The organism is Segeticoccus rhizosphaerae, assembly GCF_009192725.1.
GTDB classification, from domain to species: Bacteria; Actinomycetota; Actinomycetes; order Actinomycetales; family Dermatophilaceae; genus Segeticoccus; species Segeticoccus rhizosphaerae.
The window spans coordinates 1-4,420 of record NZ_VOHR01000307.1; the positions used below are offsets into that span (position 1 = coordinate 1).

The following is a 4,420-nucleotide window of genomic DNA, read 5'->3' on the forward strand; positions in this document are numbered from 1 at the left end:
GCGAGGGCCTGGCGGCTGGGCTCGCCGGACCGGCTGACGCGGGTGCTCGCCCCGGACTCGTCCGCCCTGGCCCGGGACCGACGCGACCTGCGGCGGGTGCGTGAGGCAGGAGCGCGCTACGTCGGCCTGACCTTCACCGTCAGCCAGGCGAGCGTGCTGTCCGCGTCACCGGACCGGGTGCGCATCCGCGCGCGGGTGGGGCGATCGGCATACCGCATCGTCCGCGACGGACAACCCGTCGCCACGACCCCGCGGACACAGGACGCCCGCACCGTCTTCGAGCTGCGGTGGACCGGTCAGGGCTGGCGCATTGCCGGCTGGAGCTGACGGACGACGAGGAGCCACCCGCCGAGCGGGCCGCGGGACACGGCAGCGGCGCGGCCGCCCGTGAGGACATCCGCGCCGCCGTCGGGACCGCCCGCTGGGCGCCGGTGGGTCAGACCTCGAAGGCGCCTTCCTCGAGCCGCTCCTTGATCGTCATGAGGAACCGCGCCGCGTCCGCACCGTCGACGATCCGGTGGTCGTAGGTCAACGCGAGGTAGACCATCGAACGGATCGCGATCGTCTCGCCGCCGTCGACGTCGGTGACCACGACCGGGCGCTTGACCACTGCGCCGGTGCCGAGGATGCCGACCTGCGGCTGGTTGATGATCGGGGTGTCGAACAGCGCCCCGCGGCTGCCGGTGTTGGTCAGCGTGAACGTGCCGCCGCCGAGCTCGTCCGGCGTGATCTTGTTCGTGCGGGTCCGCTCGGCGAGGTCGGCGATCTTGCGCGACAGCCCGGCGATGTTGAGGTCACCGGCGTCCTTCACCACCGGGACGAGCAGGCCCCGTTCGGTGTCGACCGCCATGCCGAGGTTCTCGCTCGGGTGGTAGACGACCGAGTCGTCCTCGACGCTCGCGTTCAGGCTGGGGTGCACCTTGAGCGCCTCCACGGTGGCCAGCGCGAAGAACGGCAGGAAGCTGAGCTTGACGCCCTCCCGCTCCTCGAAGCCGGCTTTCGCCTTCGCGCGCAACCGGGCGATCTTGGTGACATCCACCTCGACGACCGTCGTGAGCTGGGCCGAGGTCTGCAGCGACTCGACCATGCGCATGGCGATGACCTTGCGCAACCGCGACATCTTCTCGGTGGTGCCCCGCTTGGGGGACACCGCCTCGGCGAGACTGCCGCCGCGCGTCGGGGCCGGTGCCGGAGCGCTCTCGGGGGCAGCCGGGCGCTGCTGGGCGCTCTCCTTGGCCGCCTTCGCCGCGTCGAGCACGTCCTGCTTGCGGATCCGCCCGCCGACCCCGGTGCCCTTGACGGACTCCAGGTCGATGTCGTTGTCGGCGGCGAGCTTGCGCACCAGGGGCGTGACGTATGCCGAGGCGTCGCCTCCAGCGGGCACCGGCGCGTGCCCCGTGGCGGCCTCCTCCTTCGGGACGTCCTCCTTGGGGGCCTGCTGCTTGGGGGCCTCCTGCTTCGGCTCCTCCTTGGGGGTCTCCTGCTTCGGCTCCTCCTTGGGCTCCTCCTTGGGAGCTTCCCGCTTGGGCTCCTCCTGGGGAGCTTCCTCCTTCGGAGCTTCCTGCTTGCTCTCCGTGTCCGAGCCGCCACCGCCCCCGGCGGCTCCGCCGACGATGGCGAGGTCCGTGCCGACCGGGACGGTCTCGTCCTCGGCCACCAGGATCTTGGTCACAGTGCCGGCGACCGGAGAGGGGATCTCGGTGTCGACCTTGTCCGTCGAGACCTCCAGCAGCGGCTCGTCGACCTCGACCTGCTCGCCCTCCTGCTTGAGCCAACGTGTCACGGTGCCCTCGGTCACCGACTCGCCGAGAGCCGGCATGGTGACCTTCTCGCCCTCACCACCACCGGAATCGCCGCCGGAACCACCTTCGGAGTCGCCCGAGGACTGACCGCTCGAGGACTGCTCGTCGCCTGCCTCCTGCGCGGGCTGCTCCTGCTCGCTCTCCTGCTTGCCGTCGTCGGAAGACTCCTGCGCCCCGGAGTCGTCGGAGCCCGAGTCCCCGGCCTCGTCCGAACCGGAGTCGCTGGAGGGCTCGGCGTCCCCTTCACCGATGACCGCGAGGTCGGCACCCACCGGGACGGTCTCGTCCTCCTCGACGAGGACCTCCTGGAGGGTGCCCGCGACGGGCGACGGGATCTCGGTGTCGACCTTGTCGGTCGAGACCTCGAGCAGCGGCTCGTCGACCTCGATCGTGTCGCCGACGCTCTTCAGCCAGCGTGTCACGGTGCCTTCGGTGACCGACTCCCCAAGGGCCGGCATGGTCACGCGTTCAGACATCTGCTTCTCTCCTGGGACGGTGTGAGGTGACTCTCGGACGGTAGTCGATCAGGCGTGGGCGTGCAGCGGCTTGCCGGCCAGGGCCAGGTGGGCCTCGCCGAGCGCCTCGTTCTGGGTGGGGTGGGCGTGGATCAGCGCGGCGACCTCGGACGGGAGGGCCTCCCAGTTCACGATGAGCTGGGCCTCCCCGACCTGCTCGCCCATCCGGGCCCCGATCATGTGGACTCCCACGACCGGACCGTCCTTCTCGCGGACCAGCTTGACGAAGCCCTGGGTCTGCAGGATCTGGGACTTGCCGTTGCCTCCCAGGTTGTAGTCGTAGGTCTCGACCTCACCGAACTTCTCCTTCGCCTGGGCCTCGGTGTAGCCGACCGAGGCGATCTCCGGGTCGCAGTAGGTGACGCGGGGGATGCCCGCCTCGTCGATCGGCGCCGGGCTGAGGCCCGCGATGTCCTCCGCGACGAAGATTCCCTGGGCAAAGCCGCGATGTGCCAGTTGCAGACCGGGCACGATGTCACCGACCGCGTAGACCCCCTCGACGTTGGTCCGACAGCGCTCGTCGGCGAGGACGAAGCCGCGGTCCATCGCGACGCCCACCTCCTCGTAGCCCAGGCCACCGGCCACCGGGCCGCGCCCGACGGCGACCAGCAGCAAATCGGCCTCGACCGTGTCACCGGACTCGAGGGAGACGGTGACCGCGTCGTCGGACTGGGTGGCGCCGGAGAACTTCACGCCGGTCCTGACGGTGACCTTGCGCTTGCGGAAGGAGCGTTCCAGCTGCTTGGAGATCGCCTCGTCCTCGAGGGCCACCAGCCTGGGCAGCGCCTCGATCACCGTCACCTCGGAGCCGAACGACCTGAAGATGGAAGCGAACTCGACCCCGATCACGCCGCCGCCGAGCACGACGACGCGCCCGGGCACCTCGTCGAGGGAGAGCGCCTGGTCGCTGGTCATGATCCGGCCGGTCGGCTCGAGACCGGGCAGGGTCTTGGCGTAGGAGCCGGTGGCCAGGACGACGTGCTTGCCGACCAGGGCGCGGTCGCCGACCGCGACCGTGTCCTTGGCGACGAGCTTGCCCTCGCCCTCAACGTAGTCGATCTGCTTGCCCTTCACCAGGCCCTGCAGCCCCTTGTGGAGGCGGCTGACGACGCCGTCCTTGTATTTGTTGACGCCCGCCATGTCCACCGACTCGAACGTCGTCCGCACCCCGAACTGCTCGCCGTCGCGTGCGGTGTCGGCCACCTCTGCCGCGTGCAGCAGGGCCTTGGTCGGGATGCAGCCCATGTGCAGGCAGGTGCCACCGAGCTTGTTCTTTTCGACGAGCGCCACGGACATCCCGAGCTCGGCAGCCCGCAGCGCGCAGGCGTAGCCTCCGCTGCCCCCGCCGAGGACGACGAGGTCGTAGGTCTTCTCGGCTGCTGCCGGCATCGGCCAACGCTCCCTTGCGTGCGCATCTGACACGTGTTCGTCTAACAGAAAACGGTCGCCCGGAGGTCGTTTCCGGCAGCGCGCTGTCGGCGGCGACGCGGCGGGCGTCAGGAGCATCTTGTCACTGTTGGACCACCCGGTGTCACGCAGGGCTCGACCGTGTCCGGTCCCGGTCGCCCCGGTGGGCAGCCCGTTTCGCATACAGTTCTGCCATGGGTTGGTGGAGCCGACGGCGAGCGCGCCGCACAGCTGACGCCGGTGGGGGCCACCACCGCCGGCGGCCGGTGGACGGGCCGGACATGTCGATCGACGTGGCCAAGGTGCGCACCCACCTGGAGTCGTTCGCGCAGTCACGCCGCGGTGTCGAGGCGTACGTCGAGCCGCCGACCAACGTCAGCGCCACCACCGTGATCCTGATCGCCCACGACGGGGAGTGGACCCGCCGTGCCGTGCCCTCCAGGGACGCAGGGTTCGAGCTGGGGCGGGCACTCGGCATACCCGTGTATGACGTGCACCAGACCGGCTATCCCTCGCGCATGCGCGAGTGGAACTCCCGGCAGCGCAAGGGCTGACTCCGCGGGGTTGCCGCCCGTGCCCCGAGATTGCCGGATCTAAGGAAGCGCTGATCAACATGCCATTCCCGGCGTGGTCGGCGGCTGACGGCAGTGGACGCGGTCAGGAACGGGTCTGGGAGTGGCTCCCTACCTCTGCTCT

At 70.2% G+C, this 4,420-nt stretch carries 4 protein-coding genes; 2 read left to right on the forward strand and 2 right to left on the reverse strand.

Features of this window, described 5'->3' with window-relative positions:
* Nucleotides 1-327: IMS domain-containing protein (locus tag FRW57_RS17880; RefSeq protein ID WP_152186628.1), on the forward strand; the 327-nt coding region annotated here is incomplete at its 5' end.
* 109 nt (nucleotides 328-436) lie between these two features.
* Here FRW57_RS17880 and sucB read toward each other — a convergent pair.
* Both sucB and lpdA read right to left on the reverse strand, forming a co-directional pair.
* A complete protein-coding gene (gene sucB / locus FRW57_RS17885; RefSeq protein WP_152186629.1) occupies nucleotides 437-2,278 on the reverse strand; it encodes a 2-oxoglutarate dehydrogenase, E2 component, dihydrolipoamide succinyltransferase in 1,842 nt (613 codons plus the stop codon).
* Between the two features lie 48 nt (nucleotides 2,279-2,326).
* Nucleotides 2,327-3,706, reverse strand: a complete 1,380-nt coding sequence (gene lpdA / locus FRW57_RS17890) for a dihydrolipoyl dehydrogenase (protein WP_152186630.1) — start codon at nucleotides 3,704-3,706, stop codon at nucleotides 2,327-2,329.
* 212 nt (nucleotides 3,707-3,918) lie between these two features.
* Between lpdA and FRW57_RS17895 the strand changes: the two genes are divergently transcribed.
* Nucleotides 3,919-4,278: a hypothetical protein gene (locus tag FRW57_RS17895; RefSeq protein WP_338055381.1), complete on the forward strand. Its 360-nt coding sequence runs from the start codon at nucleotides 3,919-3,921 to the stop codon at nucleotides 4,276-4,278.
* Nucleotides 4,279-4,420 lie beyond the last annotated feature (142 nt).

What these genes read in the sequence shown, in the direction of transcription:
- lpdA (WP_152186630.1), bottom strand. Translation starts at nt 3,706, where the DNA reads ATGCCGGCAGCAGCCGAGAAGACCTACGACCTCGTCGTCCTCGGCGGG.
- sucB (WP_152186629.1), bottom strand. Translation starts at nt 2,278, where the DNA reads ATGTCTGAACGCGTGACCATGCCGGCCCTTGGGGAGTCGGTCACCGAA.
- FRW57_RS17895 (WP_338055381.1), top strand. Translation starts at nt 3,919, where the DNA reads ATGGGTTGGTGGAGCCGACGGCGAGCGCGCCGCACAGCTGACGCCGGT.